Here is a 16460-nt window from a genome sequence, read left to right as displayed (position 1 = left end):
GATTTCCCGGTCAGGAGCGCGTACCCCTATGCCACGTCTAGCGATCCCCCTCAGCGACCTGCAATGCCGCACGGCCAAAACCCGCGAACGCGCCTACAAGCTGTTCGACGGCGGCGGCATGTACCTTTTCGTCAAACCCAATGGCGTGAAGACCTGGCGCTTGAAGTACACCAAGCCCAGCGGCAAGGAAGGTACGCTCATCATCGGCAATTACCCCATCGTTACCCTTTCCGTCGCACGACGTAAGCGAGACGAAGCCAAGGCGTTGCTGCTCGACAACCTCGACCCAATGGAAGAAAAAAAGAAGGCCAAGATCGTAGCCCAGCGGGCCGCGCTGCTTTTCGAAACCGTTGCCCTGGAGTGGCACTCCGACATGTCCCGCCGCTGGACCGAAGGCCATGCAAAAACCGTAATGAGCCGACTGCGCACCCACGTCTTCCCGCTGATCGGCCAACGACCCATCGCTGAACTCGATACCCACGACCTGCTAGAAATCACCCAGCGCATCAAAGAACGCGGCACCATGGATGTGGCGTTAAGGGTACAGAACTACTTATCCACCATCATGCGCGGGGCCAAAAGGGCTCGGCAGATCACCATGAATCCTGCACTGGATCTGGCAGGCTCGCTTCACGCGCCGCGCACAGTCCATCGCCCAGCCCTCTCTCTCAACCGCCTACCCGAACTGCTGCACCGTATCGACAACTACAACGGCCGCGAACTGACGCGCCTCGCCGTCCTGTTGACGTTGCATGTATTCGTCCGCTCCAGCGAACTGCGCTTCGCTCGATGGAGTGAGTTCGACCTCCAACGCGCCATGTGGGAAATCCCCGATACACGCGCACCGATTGAAGGGGTACGCAACTCCACACGCAGGACCAAGATGAACGGCGACATTCAAATGGTTCCGCTATCGCCGCAGGTCATCGAAATACTGGAGCGTCTGCGCAGCCTGAGTCGCTTTTCAGAGTTGGTGCTACCGGGCGACCACAAGTACTGGAAGCCCATGTCCGAGAACACTGTGCTCCGCAACGTCGGCTATGACACCAGCAAGGACGTGTGCGGCCACGGTTTCAGGACCATGGCCTGTAGCGCCCTGCTGGAGTCCGGGTTATGGACCGACGCAGCCATCGAAAGACAAATGAGCCACAAGGAACGCAACCGTGTGCGCGCCGCGTATATCCACAAAGCTGAATTTCTGGAGCAGCGCCGGCTGATCATGGCGTGGTGGAGCAACTACATTGATGCCAATCGCAGCGGCCATGTAATGCCTCACGAATTCGCTCACCCAGTCGGCAACAACATCACCGCCCTACAAAATAGCCGTGGTGCGTCCAAACGTGGGTAAGCCAATGAGATCCCCGCAGTCCGCCCTTCCACGCGGGTCCATCCAAGCGGGGCTGCAAAGCCGCCCTGCTTGGATGGACCTCATTTAAAAAATCTAAAGCCCACGCAACTGTCTGTGGAAAACCACTGATTTCCACCGGTGGATAATTTCATCCACAGCCGCAGAACTCCCGAAAATTGGAGTCTTGACCCGAATTATCCACAGGCGTAGAAAAGATCGGGCAAAGCGCTGTCGTCGACAGCAACCCAGGTAGCCAGAACCTTTGAGGCTACGCCACATCGTGGTGGTTCTCCCAAAGTGCGATTAGCGTCCGGCGGCTCGCACGATCACTCGCCGAGTGATGGATGCCTACTTCAGATCATTGCCATTGCGGCAAATACATCCCCTACCCAGCTGCCCTGCAGCAACCTATCCGCTTGGCCATTTCACTGCGCCAATCTGCGCCCGTCTCTTTCTTCTGGAAAGAGACGGGCGCTCCTACCGCTGCTGCAGCCCAACTCGTACAAGGCGTTGCGGCATTCCCCCTCATGACAATCGGCGTGACAAACACCGAAGTCACCAGCAACAGCGATGCAGATGATGGTGCCGCAGCCCACGGAATGGACTGCACCTGACTGACAGTCAGGCATGCCCCGGTCATCGCTTCACTGCCTTCACCCGACTCAGGATCTCGCGGCATTGGTCTCGTCAGCCAGCGCAGCCTCCACCCGCCCACCTCTTCGGAAGTGTTCAGGAGGCCAGATCATGAGATGCCCAAGCTCCCGGTCGTAAAGAGCCGCCAGTCCCGCGTTAGTGGACAACCCTCACAGGTCGCAGGGACCTTGATCCCTGATAACACTCAACATTCTCGGCGGGATGACGTGGGGAAAGGCTTCAAACGGTTTGGCTTCGAGAGGAGTTTGATCATGGGATTAGTAGGTAAACGTAACGGGCGAAATTTTGGCTATGGCCGGCAGTTGAGCTATGCCGGGCCGCAGGCGTTGCGCGATCTGTTTGGCGGAGGGCATTACGGCACGGTCAAAGCGCACAGTGATCGGTGGCAGGCATTCGTGCACTGGTGTCGATCAGAGGAGGGGCCAGGGTTTAACGATGCGCGACAAATTGATCGGCAGACCTTGCTGGACTACGCCGGACATCTGCGTCAGCAAGTTGAACAAGGCGCTATCGGTATCGCCACCGCGCAAAACCGGTTGTCCAGTGTGAACAGGACCATGGCAGCGCTTCGCGGTGATCCGTATGTGAAAGTGCAGAGCCCGAGCAAGGCACTGGGCATGCAGCGCACCAATGCCCGCACCATGGCACCGCAAGGCCAAGATCGCGAACAAGTGAAGCGGATCGTTGAAGTGCTCTGTGAATATCAGAAGCCGCGAGTCGCTGCCATTACCCTCTTGGCGCGAGAAACCGGAATGCGTTTGCGCGAAGCCATTCTGGCTGACCTACCCAGACTGCAATACGAAGCCGAAAAACACGGCAAGATCAACATTCAGGACGGCACCAAGGGAGGTCGATCAGGCGCGTCGGCACCGCGCTGGATTGCAGTAAACGATCACATCCTTGATGCGCTGAAATTTGCCCAAGAGGTATCGCCTGACGGTAGCCGCAATCTGCTAACTCCGGAAGAGAGCTATGCCGAGTTCACGCGCGAGACCGTCCGACCCGCTCGGGACATGCTGCATAAGCACAACCTGAAAGGCTTCCACGAACTACGTGCGGCCCACGCTTGCGAACGTTACGAGGAGATCACCGGGCATTCTGCACCTATCAATGGTGGTAATTACTACAGACAAAACCAAGCCCTTGATCTACAAGCCCGGCTACAAATAAGCCATGAACTGGGGCACGGTCGCATCGACGTCGTATCGGCGTACATTGGGGGACACTAATGAGCAAACCATTCGACATGGAGCTGTTCCTGTCTGGTGTGCTAACCGGATCGAATGCAACCCGCAAGCGTCACCTTCGTCAGGCAAAGATTATCCAAACCGCAATCTCTGAGCGCTGGCAGCGAGACAATCCGTGGACCTGGAAGCAAAAGCATCTCGTATGGTTCCTGAATCACAGGATGGACGATCGAGCAGAAGAGACGCGCTATTATTACCGTTTAACCGTTCAACTAATTACTCTACGACTTAGAAAATCATGGCTGCCACCATAATAAATTTCTGAACCGCGAACCGAACTGAACGACCGCTCTTTATTGAAAACATTCAATATTTTCTTGCGTAACCGCTTCGAACCACACGCCCTATGTAGCTATTCAGTCCTCGCCCGCAACAGCCAACCGCTGCATCTCGCTCACCATAGCTGCCCCAGGTCTTGATGAGTTGTAAACGTAGTTTCGATATACGCCAGATGCAAATCTGACAATTATTGAGCCTTGACCAAGCTCATAGGCCACAACATTTGAAACACCGCTGAGATTTTTGTAATGCTCCATGCGACCACCTTTCAAAAATTAATAGCCAACTGCCACACACCCTAATGTAGCTTGGAAATCCTATCCACAGGAAGATATTTGTAAACAAAAGCAAATAGATCGTGTTGCAGTCCAACTACCTAATAAAACTTCGTTAATTTCCTCATCGCCTACCTAGACACAAATACACCTTAAATTTGATACGAACGCTGGACCAGTGAGATTATGTATCCAATCCTCGGTACATATTATTTTTTGAGTAGCCTGAACAGCTACTCCATATATAAATTCATATACCTATCGTGCTCCACCAATTTTTTACACAGTCATGCGGCAACTTCTCGTACACCATTTGCGTGACAAGCATCGTATGATCACTGGTAACAATTCTTTTACGTGATAGTGCTTTACCCTATGGGGCTGTATCTGAGCGGCGACAGGTATACCCAGATCATAAAATCTCTGTTTTTACCGGACTCATGATCTTGCTGCACCGGTCTCAACAGACAACGCGGCCGCAATCCGTCAATGACGTTCTGGGCCAGACCAAGGAATACTCATGCTCCCTGGCCGTAAGGAGCCACCAGTCACGGTTAGGTGACCTATCTGAAGGATTGTAGAAACACTCACGCAAGCTGTAGCCGCAAGAGAGGGTCATCAGCTATGCTATAGGCATGCTCATAGAACACAATCGCGAAAAACTCATCGAAGCGGTGAAGTTTTTTGCCCTGCACACAAAAAAACTTGGAAAAACAAAGCTTTATAAGCTTTTGTATTTCCTAGACTTTACTCATTTCCGAGACACCGGAAAACCGGTTACTGGATTGGAGTATTTCGCATGGCCAATGGGTCCTGTGCCCGTAGAGCTCCAAAACGAGTTCCCTAATCCTAGTGCAGACTGGGACGGAAATTGCACGTTTAAAAAGGTCCGCACTCAGGCTGGGGAGATGCTCGCCGTCAACGCTACCAGCACATTTGACGGTACCTATTTTTCCAAGCGGGAACTGAGAATCATGCGTGAACTGGCCAACGAATTCAAAGATTCTACAGCCGAACAAATGGTTGAGCGTACTCATCTAGAAAATTTACCTTGGCACCAAATATACGAAGTCGAAAAACGTAAGCAGGCACCTATTCCTTATGACATGTCACTGCGTAAGCAAGACGCTGATCTCATGAATGAGTCAATCTCGGATCGACAAGAGATGCTCACTATATTAAGGACATAACTTGCAAGCAGGCACGGTACTTTTGCACAAATCTTTTATGTTTGCCGACGGAGCTACTAAGGATAAATATTTAGTTGTCCTAGGCAAGGCTCAAGGCACTGTATTAGCAGCAAAAACCACATCTAAAGGGCATCGCTATCGAAATGATTTCGGATGTCAAAGCGCCAATCAGTACCCTGCATTCTTCTTGCCGGCGAAGTCTTGCTGCTTACCTCTAAACACATGGATTTGTTTGGGCGACTTTTACGAGCTTAAAGAGGACGCACTTATTGGCGGCATCACATCTGGAAATGTATTTAGGGTTGGACTGCTGGGCGACACATTTACAAGAGATGTACAGTTTTGCGCTAAAGGTTGCGACGACATATCTTCGCACCAAGAATCAATCATTGATAGCAGCCTAGCGCCAGCTCAAAATTAACGGATCACCAGTTTTAACCATACCAACTACAGTTTTTTGAAAGCATATATGAGATGGTTATTCGCTCTCCAACCAACACGAAAGTTCTATATATTTGATTAGAAAAAATTCAAAATCTAAAAATATCTCGAGCTTGATCTGTAAACACAAAGTAAAAAACCAATGACGCACTGAACGCTACTAAAAGCAGCGCCAAAACCAAGTATATCGCCAAATACTGCAAAACCAACCTATCACACAAACTTTTAAAAATATTAACAAACGCCGGCTGAGCGCTGCTCATCTTTTGCTTATATTTATCTCTTAAACGAACAACCTCCTCTTCAATTGAATCAAGAGTCAATTTTTGATTCCATATAAAGCCGATCATAAGCGCACTAAAAAAAATCACACCAAGCATAAGCGCTGTATTATAGATAAATTGGGCATCCAATAGCTTAGTTTCTTTCATCTGGCTTACGGCCAAAACCGTAGCTACAGGTATACCCAGGATTTGCCCCTGAATATCTGATATAGCCTTATGAATCTTGATTGTCATATCTAACTTTAACAACTCTAGTTCATCTCTAACCTTCTCATAAGTAAAACTAGATGCAAAGCTATCATAGCCGAGGATTAGAGTTTCCAACAGCAAAGCTATATTTTTTATAAGATACTTGAATCTACATTGTGCAGGCAGATCCGTTGTGAACTTTACAATCGTCTCCGTAAAAATTGCTTTCTTCTGTGATGCGTGAGGTTCTGACTGGCAGAACTCTATCAAATCACTTAAAACTTGCGAATCCACACTTAAAATATCGGCCTTTGAATAGATTATCGGTATCACGTATCGACCAGAATTAAAAAATACCGCCTCTTCTTTTCTATGGTCTAGATAGTGTGCCGCAGCCCCAATCGACTCAATGAAAATCAATAATTTCCTGTAGTTAAATACTTCGACAGGCACGTCTTCATCTTTCGAAAAAAAGGACAATTCATGTATATAATAATTATTTCGCTCGGATAGCTTTGCCTCAGGCGCTTTCAAATAATCATCAAAATCAAGCGCAAACACTCCTAACCCAGTACGAGGAGGCGTTACTTCTACCTTAATCTTCTGACCAACCTCCAGACTATCGGGATCACCTGAAAGTATGCTTATTCCTGAATCGTCTGCATTATCCTCATGCGCCAGCAGTTTAATTGCGTCTAATAATGGCTGTTCCGTTATATTTAGAAATCCAACCCCGCTATCTAAAGAACCTACACTTCTATATATTTCGAGCAGATCCGAAAACTTAACCCTACGCCCCATCTTCTTCATACTCTTCAGTCAATCGCGATAAAAGATCGGAGGGTAAATCAGAAATTGTTAGCGTGCCTGCGCCGGCATCAAATACGATCTGACCGTGGCTGATAGCTTTACGATCAAACTCAATTTTCCAGTTGGGTGTCTTACCAAAAAACTTTACCAGCTTTTTCAATGGCCTTTTATCAGGTACAAAACCATCGGAGATATTTAGATCCGCCTCAACCAAGCTCTCGGCTAAAACCTCAGGTGCATGGGGCCACAACTCATTTGAAAATACTTCAACCTCAAAAGGGATGTCATTATCAGCATATCTTTTGCAAATCGTATATGCGGACCTCAAAAAATCATCTTTCGTGACTTCATCCATTTCCGATGACGCTGCAAACGATTCTAAAGCAGCAATGAGATTTTGAGTTTCGATAATCGCAGCTATTGTGCTATCACAACCTAAGAACTGCTTAAAATAATCTGATACTCGATCTTGCCCCTTACCCTTTAGAAAACTGAGATATTTATCTCCTCCAACAGCCCACTGAGAAAGATCAACACGCCCTGCGAGCCTAAAGCCTTTGACATCTAAATAAACACTATCTTCAACGTCTTTATCACCGGTAATTGCTGCACCAAGCTCATCATTAAGCATCGCAACCAACATGTAATCACGAGAGTCGCGCTGAATATGAGCAATAAATATATGTCCTCCGGTCGATGCGGTGCCTTGCGCACAGGAACGAAGGATACGCATCATATTTAAAGTTGCGTCATAGAAATTAACTGAATTGTTTATATAGTAGTCACGCAGATGAACCTGAACAGGGAAATTCACTATATCGGCTTCAAATCTACCATGAGACTTCCCTGTACGCTTCCCATACAATAAAGACAGTTGATCAACTAATCGCTGCATTGTATGAGTAACAATTAAGGCAGAGTCTCCAGGATCTATTTCAAAACCACTCTCGCCGCGGTTCAAATCATGAATAACGACATTTAATATGTCATTGATAGGTGCAGCTGAAACCATACGCCCGATTCCCTTTGGCAAAAATATTATTAATAATTTTTTCCTACGAACAAGCTGAAGTCTACCTCAGCAAATTAAATATGTCAAAATGACATCACTCCAATCAAAATCACTTTTCCACAATAGTCTCCTGCTATAGCCGAAAGACATCTAGCGATAGCATTAAACTATTTTACGCCCACTACAAAAAATCTTTCGTTTATTATTAATTTTACCGATTAGCAAATCAGCGTATGTACTTATCGCGTATATTATCGACATCTCGCCATCTACGGGCGCGACTATTATTTAATCTTATTCACTAATTGAATCTTGATAAATAATACAATTATCTGAACTGGCTGTTCGTTACGTTATGACGACTAGACACGCCACAATTCGGTTTTAATAAAAACTATAGGTAGCGGGCGCATTTATAGTCATTTTCGGGGTACAAGAAGGTAAAATCGGAGGGAACTCGGCGCGTCGTCGAAGAGCCCTCTCATGGAGACTTATAAACTATTCCTATTAAGCGCTGCTGGCAGGTAAAACGATGAACTTAGAAATCAGCGAAACTGCATCCTGAGGAGCCAGAATGAAATTAGCCAGCGGCACCTCCAACCATGTGCCCTCCATATCATCGGTCAGTGTGGATATACTATCGGCTTCTCCCGCCGGGTGTTCCGCTTGCTCCCACTCGCTTTTGATATCAGCGGATGAATTAGCTTTCAGCCAGTACAGGTAAATCCGCAGTACCGGCGTCGCGTCAGGTAGATTGGTCGGATTAGGTTGCCCCTTATACAGCCGTAGCTCGGGTAGCACTGAAGGATCAGTGCGCAATTGCAACTCAATGGCAGCCTGGTTGCCGTCGTCGCTGCGTATGTACACAAACTGTGTGGCGATCAGGGGTAGAAAGTCCCACGCCCACTTGCTGGACGGTTTGGTCGATGACTTGCATGGGCGGTCAAAACTGATAGGCCCCCAGTACCAGAAGCTAGCGCCGAAACTCGAGGCCAAGTCATCCAAAGCGGGCAGTATTCGTTTATAAAACCCAGCCAGTAGGCGATGAGAACGCTGTACCTGATTTACCAGCGAAACAGCTTGATCACGGCTCATGTCCATTGAAACTCTTCCTTTTCGAGCTCCCGCACAATAGGTAGCAGGGACGTCCAATCGATATAGGTAATGTTTCTATGCTCGGTATTTGCCTTAGGACCCCATTCCAGCAGGCTAGCAAAGCTCTCACTGAGTCTTTCTGCTGAGCTGCAAAGCGGCAAAAGGTCGCTGAAGGGCGCCGTAGCTGTGACCATTCCAAACAGGTGGAAAGCCTCAAACCAGTCGTTGAAAATGCGCGCGTCGCGTACCTCGGCGTCATTGAGCATAGGACTAATACCAGTCAGCAGATCCCGCCACTCACAGCAGAAAACCCGCAAGCTGAGCTCTTCGAACTCATCTTCCAGTTGTTGCGCCATGGCTCGCCAACCCGGCATGTTGCGCCCCAGAGCAAGTAGCACGATACGCTTTTCATCATCGTTATCGCTCTGCAGTGACTGAACCTCGTTTCGCCATTGCTGAGATGATTGCGACCCACCGAAAGGAGGCTTCACCTCAACCAACAACAGGTGCCGGTCAAACTCCATGACAACATCAGGTTCGACGTATTTACGCCCATCAAACCCGTCCAGCTTGGGCCAGAACTGTATATCCCGCAGTTGGCCAAACTCTTCGGCTGCCATTTTGCCGATGAGCATGGCCAGTATTTGTTCCTGCGCTGCATCTGAGAGATATGGCAGCCGTCCAAAGAACACTGCCGTAAGCAAGTCCTCGCGCTTACGAAATAACTGACGCCAGCTGATGGGTTGCCCATCGAGTTCTACTCGCCCTGCCTTTCCATGCAGGATTGCCGTCAACATCTAGTTCTCCTGGTAACTACGCTCAATCAGCACTTTGGCTTTTTCCAGATCCGCATCGTCACGCAGACTTAGTTCCAGATCGCCCGTACCCCAGTGGCCAATACTGCGCACATCGCGGCTGAAGCCTTCTTCCAGCGCCAGAGAATCTGGACTGAGCTTGAGAAATATCAGCAGGCGCTTAGGCTGGATCACCACGCTGGCGAAGTTTTTTAGGCGGCGGAAAGCCACATAGAGCTTCAGCGACTTTTCCTGAACATCGTCGCCGAGGGAATGCAAGTAGCTAGTGGTTTGCTCATAGAGCGTAGCGATCTCCAGCGGGGCGTGGTTTAACTGTTCCTGCCAAGTCTTATCCTTGCCTACGGATGCTGTCTTGCCCGGTTCTACCTCGCCCGTCTTGGTCGAAACAACTGCTTTGGCCACACTGACCGCATTAACAAGCTCCAGCAGCAACAGGTCATCACCAAACAGCTTATAACGGACCAGCTCGATATTGCGCTGGATTAGTTGCACAGCGTGCTGATCGTAACGGGTGAAGTCGGCAGCGATGCATAGCAAACGCGTGCCACTCCATTCAATCTGCTCGGCGGCGTCTTTGCCGAGTTTTTCCATCACCAGCCAGCGGAACTCCGCTTGGTGGTCGAGCAGCCAGTCCAAGTAGAATAGGCCCTGATTGATAACATTCTCGTTGCTGTGGCGCTTGTATTCGATGATTACTGGGCAAAAGTTCTCGTCCAACCCCATGGAATCGATACGGCCCTTGTGAGTCTTGCCGGTGGCGTACTCGCTTGCAAGAAAGCGCACGCCGAGAAAACACTCCATCTGCGCCTCGATCAGGCTTTGTAGTTGTTTTTCCACCGCCGCTGCACGACCGGGTAGCTCGCAGGCCCAACCATTGGCGTCCAGTCGAAATAGTTGAATATCGCTCATGCGCCCTGCTCCTCTTCATCCTTAATGTGGCAGCGCACAGCGATCTGGCCATTGGCTGCGGCAGAGCTCAGAGTACTGCGGACCGCTTTGAGCTGATCGATTGTGTTATTAGCTTGAGCGAACAATGCGTCTACTCGGACTAGTTGTAGTCACAACGTAACAGGTCGGACCGATCAGATGTGGCCGGACAGTGATCTTTGGTTCACGAGGCGAAAATCTTTGTAACAACTTCCAAGGCGAGTGGACGCGCCACCGGGAAACAGGTGGGGATGATTATGCTGTGGAAGAGCATGGAGGCCCACCTTTGCATTCGACCAAAAGAATACCCGCTCATATGGTCCTTGATACAGGTAATGCTAGTCGTTTCAAGCATTGATAGCAGGTTCCCGGTTCGACTCCACTGAGCGCCATAACTAGCTGATTTATTTATAGTTACTAGTTGGGGTACGCCGAATTTTCCACCGAAATCCATATGCCCAGAAAACTTGGCCTCTCCGAAACATACCGTTCGTCTGGTGCCGGCACCATATAAATCAAGGGCTTGCAGCGATGCAGGCCCTTGTTTTTTGCGCTAGACGTAACAAGCGACGTAACAAGGCCGCGTTTTTCGCACTACCAGCACTCAAGGAGACGTCTGTGCCATTGATTGATGAGGCGTTGCGCGTTTTAGGGCTGGGGTGGATTGGCGGCCTGCTCGGCATTGGCGGGCTTATATTCGGCTATGTCACTTATGTTCGGTCCCGCAGACGAACTACGATGGCCTACGTTCATCTAGGCGAGCACCTGCTGGGCAGCGCTTCAGACACACTGCCGCCCCTGATAGACGTCCGATACAACGGAATCGCCATTCCTCGCCTGACAAAATCCTTAGTTATCATCTGGAATAATGGTGAAAACACGGTCGCTGGTACGGATATTGTCGTTAAAGATCCGCTTCGCCTGCAGGTCGGAACTGATGGGGATATTCTGTCGGTTTCAGTGCTGAAAACAAGTCGTGTGGTAAACGACGTTCGCATTTGTCACTCAGAAAGCACAGCTGCTAATGAGGCGATGCTGACGTTCGATTTTCTGGACGCCAATGACGGCGTGGTGGTTGAGATCCTGCATACGAGCACTGATCGGAAGCCACGTATCAAGGGAACATTGCGAGGACTGCCGAAAGGGTTTACCAACCTTGGTCAGTTCACGCGGCCAAAGCCTCAGAAGAACGCGAGAAAAGACAAAGTATTAAAGGTAGTTTCCACAGTTTCCATATTCCTTGCTTGCTCAGCAGGTTTTTTCACCGCGATGTACAGCCCTTCTTTTTCTCTTTCTGATATGCAGCAAAGCTTAAATTCAGGGACCTACGCTGCGGTCGGGGCTCTGGCTGGCTTTTTCTGCATGTGGGTTATTGATGCTCTCAGCTCTCGACGTCGGTACCCGAAAAGCCTCCACCTTGAAGCTCTTGAGTAAGCCTGTCTTGGTTACCGGGTCTCAGGGCCCGCAGTGCCCCTTCGCTGACCTTCGCCCCGTTAAAGATAATACAAGCGCTCCCCTGGCCATCAAACGGCACAGAACGGGGATGCTCTCGGCTCAGTTTTGATATGACGGACTTGAATAACAGTGTCATAACCGGACCGATACCGTCAGTATCCTCAACCGTCTTCCAGAATTGCTTCAGCTCTGAATCAGACAAGGCTCGTTCGACAGGCGCCGAGACTTTATCGACCCTCACCATTGCTGCAGGGTTGATCTCAAGGCTATTCATCCCCAGCCTCCCTCCTTTTGAATCACCTCTTTCCGCGCCCAGATTCCAGATTTCACTCTTTATGCTAAATTATGAATCGGAAATAATTATGGCTTATCCATAAAAAGGGATAATTGCATGAGCAGCATATTTCAGCGTCCTGAATTGGCTGAATCGATGGCAAACCAGCTTCTTAACCCAGGCGTATTAGATGAAGGTCTGCGCTCGGGTCTATTTTTGTCTGGCCTGCGTCGTACAGGTAAAACGACGTTCTTGCGCAACGACCTCATCCCGGCCCTGGAAGCAGCAGGCGCACTGGTGATTTACGTCGACCTCTGGAGCGACACGCTGGCCAACCCGGCAACGCTCGTGCATAACGCCATCCACAAGACCCTGAAAGAACTGCAAACGCCGGGCTCTTCAGTCCTGGAAATGCTCAAGCGAGTCAGCCATGTCGATCTAGGCGCAGCAGGATTCAAGTTCGGCTTCAAACTCGACAGCATCGGCAACGCCGACGGCCCCACATTGGCGCAGGCGCTCACAGAGGTCGTCGACCAAGCGAAGACCCATCTCGTGCTGATTATCGACGAGGTGCAACATGCCATTTCTTCCGATGATGGCAACCAACTGCTCCTGGCGCTCAAGGCTGCTCGTGATGCAATCAACCCACGTCCGAATACACCGGGCTACTTCCTCTTTATCGGCACGGGCTCCCACAGGGCCCAAGTAAGCGAGCTGACCGCCAAACGTAACCAAGCATTTTCCGGCGCGACTTCGGCCGCGTATCCACTGCTAAAGGGTGATTACGTTGAATTCCTGCTCAACCGACTGGCAATGACGGTGAAGAAGGAAAAGCTCCCCTCACTTGAAGCCGCCATCGAAGCCTTCAATACCTTGGGCAATCGTCCTGAGGAAATGCTCAAGGCATTGCGTCAGTTACTGCAGCAGGACGGTGAGCCTGATCTTTTCCTCCCCGTGATTGCCAGTACTTTACGATCAGCAGCGGCAAGTATTGAGCTAGAAAAAGTCGAACAACTGGGCAGCCTGGCTCAGGCGATTTTCAATAAGATCGCGGCTACGGAAGGCGATGCTCGGGGGATTTTCTCTACCGATGCAGCAGCTGAATATTCGAAAACGGTAGGTCGCGAAGTACGGGTTGAAGAAATTCAACCCGTTGTGATTGCGCTGGTGGCAGAGAACATCATCATGCGGCGCGGGCATGGGATTTACGCGATTACGGATCAGTTTGTTCAGGAGATTTGGCTGGAGGAGCGGGCGTTGATTGAGGGGCGGTAGGATAAGAAAATGAAATTTGTCGTCTTAGTTCTAAAGCGAAACGTGGCGCAACCAAGTAAGCGCTCGGTCTTCATATCTCGGTGATCTACGTTGCGCCCCACGAAAATATCGGACAGCTTTGTCCTTTACGATACGACACTTTCGATGCACATAGATCCTACTCAAGACCTAACATCGACGGCGGGTGAGCTCGATTGGAATCGTCGCCCGTTCGTGTCCGCCCGATCACTCGCCGTCACCGACGATCACCGGGCGAACGGCTTCCACCGGCTGATGATCATGCGCGCTGACTCGACCCAGTGTTGCGTACACAGCAATGGCCGTGAGCACGCTGCCAGCAGCCAGGATGAAAAGCAGATGCCGAAACGCACTCGCGTACTCGAAGCGCAACAGGTCCGACTGCCCTGGCAGTTGAATGCCTGCGCTCTGCAAATCGCCGAGCGCTGCCCGGCTGGAGGCGTCCATTATCTGATGCGCTGCAAAATGGGTGACGCCGTCGAACAATCCCCATTGAATGAACGTCGCCAGTAATGCCCCGGCCACGGCGATCGCTATCCCGTCGGCGGAAACGCGAACTGCGTTGAAAATGCCAGTAGCCATACCCGCACGTTCTTTTTCCACCACGCTGACGGCCATGCCATCCATCAACCCCCACGGCAGGCCAATACCGATGCCGACCAGCGCCATGGGCATTACGGCATTGCTGGCACCGCTATCGAGCACAACGGCCAGCCAGAACAACCCGGCAGCCACCAGCACCAGTCCGACTGCCGAGAGCATCCCTGAGGTGTAGTGTCGCGCGAGCTGAGCCGCCAGGAACGGTACAAACAACAACGGCGCGGCCAACGCAATCATCATCTTTCCGGTTTGCATGGCACTGAGCCCATCGACCCCGATGAATCGCGCCGGCAGCATGATAATCAGGACCACGAAAAAGAATGCTGGGCTCGCTGCAAGGATCTGCACGCCGACGAATTTGGATTGTTTGAACAACGAAAGGTCGAGCATCGGGCTACTGGTACGGCGCTCAATCATCACGAAAATCATGAACAGCACGATCGCGGCGGCGACACTCCCCAAAACGACCGGGCTGGCCCAACCATCCTCTGGCGCGAGGAGAATGCCATAAGTGAACAACGTCAGCGCGGCCGTGAAACTCAGAGCGCCTGGCCAGTCCATACCGTTGTTAGCCGGGTCTTTGGAATCCGTCGCACTCACGCACACGAGCAAGAACCCCGCGATGCCTATTAATGCAGTCGCGTGGAACGTCCATTTCCAACCTGCCGAGTCGACCAACACCCCGGCGGCCAGTGGGCCGAAGGCTAGCCCAATGCCGAAAGTCGTACCGAGCAGACTGAATACCTTAGTGCGCTCTGCACCATGGAATACCTGAGCCAATGACGACATGGCGCCGGCGAATGCGGCTGCTCCGCCCAACCCCTGCACAAGGCGCAGGATATCGATCTGCAATACAGTCGAAGAAAAGGGAATAGCCACGGTAGACAACACGAAGATGACCAGGCCAATCAGCCAGACCCGCTTACGCCCATAGATATCCGTCAGGCTTCCCGCCGCCATCATGGCGCTGCCATAGGCGAGGATATAAGCGTTGACCACCCAACTGAGCTCCACAGCAGAGCCACCCATGGCCGCGCTGATGGACGAGAGCACTACGGCAGGCCCGGTAAAGCAAAGCGGGATGAGCACGCCTGTCAGGCAAGCTGCAAAAAGCTGTATCCACTTCAATAACGGGGGAGCCGTCTGAGCGCTATATGTTGAGTTCATCTGAATGGTTCCTTCATTGGCGTGCGCAGGTGTGGTCCCTCGCGCACAGTTGTCTGCGGTGATCGGCCCATCGAGAGGTTAGGGCTTGCGTCGTCAAACAAAAACAGGCCTATAATCCGAACATATCGGACCCTGGTGTCCGCAGTGAGGTCCGTCCATTGGAATCGCTTGGCAGCATTTCATTATTTGTATTGGTGGCTGAGACTCGAAGCTTTACCGAGGCGGGAAAAAGACTGGGGATTTCTTCGTCGGGCGTCGGCAAAAGTATTGGCCGGCTGGAGGACAGGCTCGGTGTACGCCTTTTCCAGCGCAATACACGAAGTATCGCCCTGACGCTGGAAGGCTCACTGTTTCTTGAACGCTGTCGACGGATACTTTCAGAGCTTGAAGCTGCAGAAATGGAGCTGAGCAACGCGCGTGAAAAACCGCGGGGCAAATTGAGGATCAGCTTGCCTCTCGTCAGCGGACTCGTCATGCCGGCCATCATCGAGTTCATGCGCACCTATCCCGAAATAGAACTCGATATCGATTTTTCTGATCGCATGGTCGACGTTATCGAGGAAGGGTTTGACGCCGTATTACGCACAGGCGAGCCCACTGACTCGAGATTGATTTCCAAACGACTGGGATGCTTCCAGCTCCAGATCGTGGCGTCTGCGGACTATCTCGCACAGTACGGTATACCCAAACACCCAGCGGATCTCGCCACGCATTCATGCCTGTTGCACAAGTTTCCTTCGACGGGAAAAGTGGAGCCCTGGCCGTTACGTATTGCACCAGGGGAGCCGGATTTCGAGCTACCTCAGACCATGGTGTGCAACACGACAGAGGTGATTGTCGATGTGGCTCGCTCAGGCCTGGGAGTTGCGTGCCTGCCCGACTTCATGACGGCCCAGTCGATCAAGAACGGCGAATTGGTTCAGGTGTTGGCGGACTATACGGTCCATACCGGGGTATTCAGGCTGGTGTGGCCTTCCAGCAAACATCTTTCGTTGAGACTGCGAGTCTTCATAGACTTTATGCACAGCCAGTTATTCAACAGCGCCTTGAACGAGTGACTGGTGTGTGGGGAATGCGCGCCTGCACAGCGCGGCAGCCCCCCACC

At 51.1% G+C, this 16460-nt stretch carries 15 protein-coding genes; 8 read left to right on the top strand and 7 right to left on the bottom strand.

The window, feature by feature from the left end:
* Window positions 1-28 precede the first annotated feature (28 nt).
* From C4J87_RS01620 to C4J87_RS01610, 3 genes are all read left to right on the top strand, one after another.
* Window positions 29-1348: an integrase arm-type DNA-binding domain-containing protein gene (locus C4J87_RS01620; RefSeq protein WP_124365474.1), complete on the top strand. Its 1320-nt coding sequence runs from the start codon at window positions 29-31 to the stop codon at window positions 1346-1348.
* 344 nt (window positions 1349-1692) lie between these two features.
* On the top strand, window positions 1693-1962 hold the full coding sequence (locus C4J87_RS01615) for a hypothetical protein (protein ID WP_256679953.1): 270 nt from the start codon (window positions 1693-1695) through the stop codon (window positions 1960-1962).
* A 291-nt stretch (window positions 1963-2253) separates the two neighbouring features.
* The gene (locus C4J87_RS01610) at window positions 2254-3231 is read left to right on the top strand and encodes an integrase domain-containing protein (RefSeq protein WP_124365473.1); all 978 of its coding nucleotides are present in this window, start codon (window positions 2254-2256) and stop codon (window positions 3229-3231) included.
* A 374-nt stretch (window positions 3232-3605) separates the two neighbouring features.
* Here the strand turns inward: C4J87_RS01610 and C4J87_RS01600 are convergent, their stop codons facing one another.
* Complete coding sequence (locus tag C4J87_RS01600) at window positions 3606-3785, bottom strand: hypothetical protein (RefSeq protein ID WP_256679951.1); 180 nt, start codon at window positions 3783-3785, stop codon at window positions 3606-3608.
* 653 nt (window positions 3786-4438) lie between these two features.
* On the opposite strand from C4J87_RS01600, the gene C4J87_RS01595 reads away from it, so the two are divergent.
* Both C4J87_RS01595 and C4J87_RS01590 read left to right on the top strand, forming a co-directional pair.
* Window positions 4439-4993, top strand: coding sequence for a Panacea domain-containing protein (locus C4J87_RS01595; RefSeq protein ID WP_124365471.1), 555 nt, complete (start codon window positions 4439-4441; stop codon window positions 4991-4993).
* 1 nt (window position 4994) lies between these two features.
* Window positions 4995-5414: a hypothetical protein gene (locus C4J87_RS01590; RefSeq protein ID WP_124365470.1), complete on the top strand. Its 420-nt coding sequence runs from the start codon at window positions 4995-4997 to the stop codon at window positions 5412-5414.
* A 109-nt stretch (window positions 5415-5523) separates the two neighbouring features.
* On the opposite strand, the gene C4J87_RS01585 is transcribed toward C4J87_RS01590, so the two are convergent.
* The 5 genes from C4J87_RS01585 to C4J87_RS01565 all read right to left on the bottom strand — a co-directional run bounded on the left by C4J87_RS01585 (window position 5524) and on the right by C4J87_RS01565 (window position 10548).
* The gene (locus C4J87_RS01585; RefSeq protein WP_124365469.1) at window positions 5524-6717 is read right to left on the bottom strand and encodes a hypothetical protein; all 1194 of its coding nucleotides are present in this window, start codon (window positions 6715-6717) and stop codon (window positions 5524-5526) included.
* Window positions 6698-7729 (bottom strand): nucleoid-associated protein, encoded by a 1032-nt coding sequence (locus C4J87_RS01580; protein WP_124365468.1) that lies wholly within the window; start codon window positions 7727-7729, stop codon window positions 6698-6700. Before C4J87_RS01580 ends, C4J87_RS01585 begins: the two co-directional genes overlap by 20 nt.
* Before the next feature lie 507 nt (window positions 7730-8236).
* Window positions 8237-8830 carry a hypothetical protein gene (locus C4J87_RS01575; protein WP_124365467.1) on the bottom strand — a complete coding sequence of 198 codons (594 nt, stop codon included), beginning with the start codon at window positions 8828-8830 and terminating at the stop codon, window positions 8237-8239.
* On the bottom strand, window positions 8821-9621 hold the full coding sequence (locus C4J87_RS01570) for a hypothetical protein (protein ID WP_124365466.1): 801 nt from the start codon (window positions 9619-9621) through the stop codon (window positions 8821-8823). The genes C4J87_RS01575 and C4J87_RS01570 overlap by 10 nt, the downstream gene beginning before the upstream one ends.
* The gene (locus C4J87_RS01565) at window positions 9622-10548 is read right to left on the bottom strand and encodes a DUF5655 domain-containing protein (RefSeq protein ID WP_124365465.1); all 927 of its coding nucleotides are present in this window, start codon (window positions 10546-10548) and stop codon (window positions 9622-9624) included.
* Window positions 10549-11184: 636 nt separating this feature from the next.
* Between C4J87_RS01565 and C4J87_RS01560 the strand changes: the two genes are divergently transcribed.
* Together C4J87_RS01560 and C4J87_RS01555 are read left to right on the top strand one after the other, a co-directional pair.
* Window positions 11185-12000 (top strand): hypothetical protein, encoded by an 816-nt coding sequence (locus C4J87_RS01560; protein ID WP_124365464.1) that lies wholly within the window; start codon window positions 11185-11187, stop codon window positions 11998-12000.
* A 412-nt stretch (window positions 12001-12412) separates the two neighbouring features.
* The gene (locus tag C4J87_RS01555; RefSeq protein ID WP_124365463.1) at window positions 12413-13570 is read left to right on the top strand and encodes an AAA family ATPase; all 1158 of its coding nucleotides are present in this window, start codon (window positions 12413-12415) and stop codon (window positions 13568-13570) included.
* Window positions 13571-13795: 225 nt separating this feature from the next.
* Here C4J87_RS01555 and C4J87_RS01550 read toward each other — a convergent pair whose 3' ends face one another.
* Window positions 13796-15355: an MFS transporter gene (locus tag C4J87_RS01550; protein WP_124365462.1), complete on the bottom strand. Its 1560-nt coding sequence runs from the start codon at window positions 15353-15355 to the stop codon at window positions 13796-13798.
* 158 nt (window positions 15356-15513) lie between these two features.
* Here C4J87_RS01550 and C4J87_RS01545 point away from each other — a divergent pair, with 158 nt between their 5' ends.
* Window positions 15514-16413: a LysR substrate-binding domain-containing protein gene (locus C4J87_RS01545; protein ID WP_124365461.1), complete on the top strand. Its 900-nt coding sequence runs from the start codon at window positions 15514-15516 to the stop codon at window positions 16411-16413.
* Window positions 16414-16460: the final 47 nt, after the last annotated feature.

Origin of the sequence: Pseudomonas sp. R1-43-08, from assembly GCF_003852255.1 — a bacterium.
GTDB lineage: Bacteria > Pseudomonadota > Gammaproteobacteria > Pseudomonadales > Pseudomonadaceae > Aquipseudomonas.
Note: the sequence above shows the minus strand (reverse complement) of the source record. Positions and strands in the feature narration are given on the sequence as shown.

What these genes read in the sequence shown, in the direction of transcription:
- C4J87_RS01565 (WP_124365465.1), bottom strand. Translation starts at nt 10,548, where the DNA reads ATGAGCGATATTCAACTATTTCGACTGGACGCCAATGGTTGGGCCTGC.
- C4J87_RS01580 (WP_124365468.1), bottom strand. Translation starts at nt 7,729, where the DNA reads ATGGTTTCAGCTGCACCTATCAATGACATATTAAATGTCGTTATTCAT.
- C4J87_RS01610 (WP_124365473.1), top strand. Translation starts at nt 2,254, where the DNA reads ATGGGATTAGTAGGTAAACGTAACGGGCGAAATTTTGGCTATGGCCGG.
- C4J87_RS01600 (WP_256679951.1), bottom strand. Translation starts at nt 3,785, where the DNA reads ATGGAGCATTACAAAAATCTCAGCGGTGTTTCAAATGTTGTGGCCTAT.
- C4J87_RS01555 (WP_124365463.1), top strand. Translation starts at nt 12,413, where the DNA reads ATGAGCAGCATATTTCAGCGTCCTGAATTGGCTGAATCGATGGCAAAC.
- C4J87_RS01615 (WP_256679953.1), top strand. Translation starts at nt 1,693, where the DNA reads ATGCCTACTTCAGATCATTGCCATTGCGGCAAATACATCCCCTACCCA.
- C4J87_RS01595 (WP_124365471.1), top strand. Translation starts at nt 4,439, where the DNA reads ATGCTCATAGAACACAATCGCGAAAAACTCATCGAAGCGGTGAAGTTT.
- C4J87_RS01550 (WP_124365462.1), bottom strand. Translation starts at nt 15,355, where the DNA reads ATGAACTCAACATATAGCGCTCAGACGGCTCCCCCGTTATTGAAGTGG.
- C4J87_RS01585 (WP_124365469.1), bottom strand. Translation starts at nt 6,717, where the DNA reads ATGAAGAAGATGGGGCGTAGGGTTAAGTTTTCGGATCTGCTCGAAATA.
- C4J87_RS01620 (WP_124365474.1), top strand. Translation starts at nt 29, where the DNA reads ATGCCACGTCTAGCGATCCCCCTCAGCGACCTGCAATGCCGCACGGCC.
- C4J87_RS01570 (WP_124365466.1), bottom strand. Translation starts at nt 9,621, where the DNA reads ATGTTGACGGCAATCCTGCATGGAAAGGCAGGGCGAGTAGAACTCGAT.
- C4J87_RS01575 (WP_124365467.1), bottom strand. Translation starts at nt 8,830, where the DNA reads ATGGACATGAGCCGTGATCAAGCTGTTTCGCTGGTAAATCAGGTACAG.